Raw genomic sequence first — 809 nt, 5'->3', positions numbered from 1 at the left:
GGCAAAGGTGGTCCTGTCCGGGGAAATGACGGTCAAAGGCCTATCGGAGGAACTCGGCATAAAGGATTCGACGCTGAGAAGGTGGGCCCGCGAATACGAGGAGATGGGAGACGGCGCGTTCCCCGGAAACGGCTCCCCGAAGATCAACAAGGACTACGAGATCGTGAAGCTCAAGAAGAAGGTCGAGGAGCTCGAGCGCGAGAACGAGATACTAAAAAATTTCCGGGCCTTCTTGAGTCAAGACCATGCGTGAGGTTCGAGTTCCTCAAAGAGCATAGGGGCGAGATCGGCCCCATCAAGAAGGCATGCGGGCTGATGAAAGTCTCGAAATCCGGTTTCTACGAGTATCTCGGCCGGAAGAAGTCCGACGCCCAGATAGAGCGGGAGGCGATCGAAGGTTTCGTCGTCGAGGCCTTCGAGCGGCACAAGGGCCGTTACGGCTACCGGCGCATCAACCGCGAACTGCGAAAAAGCGGCATCGTCGTGAGCGAGGAGCGCGTGCTCCGCATCATGCAGAAGCTCGGGCTTGCCGGAAAGGGCGCGACCCGAAAACACCGCATCCAGAAGAAGGTCGAGCCGGGAGACCCTCGGTTGAACCTGGTAGAGCGCGCTTTCACCGTGGGCGAGCGCAACAGGCTTTGGGTGGGCGACATCACCTACATACCCACAAGAGAAGGGTGGCTCTATCTCGCAGCCGTGATAGACGCCTTCTCCCGCAAGGTCGTGGGCTGGTCGATGTCCGAGCGCATCACCGAGAAGGTCGCGATCGACGCGATGGAGCAGGCGGTCGGCAGGGAGGGTCCGCCAGA

Annotated in this window: 1 protein-coding gene and 1 pseudogene; both read left to right on the top strand. The window is 60.0% G+C overall.

The annotated features are described in order from the left end of the window. Nucleotides 1–25: 25 nt before the first annotated feature. A pseudogene (locus AAAX77_RS09825) lies at nt 26–145 on the top strand (transposase); the annotation flags it as partial. After that, nucleotides 94–809 (top strand): IS3 family transposase (locus AAAX77_RS09820; protein WP_349106097.1); only part of this gene is annotated, 716 nt, incomplete at its 3' end. The pseudogene AAAX77_RS09825 and the gene AAAX77_RS09820, both read left to right, overlap by 52 nt.

Origin of the sequence: Collinsella sp. CLA-ER-H6 (assembly GCF_040092305.1) — a bacterium.
Classification (GTDB): Bacteria; Actinomycetota; Coriobacteriia; order Coriobacteriales; family Coriobacteriaceae; genus Collinsella.
The sequence above is the reverse complement of the archived record's forward strand: the minus strand, read 5'-3'. Positions and strand labels throughout refer to the sequence as shown.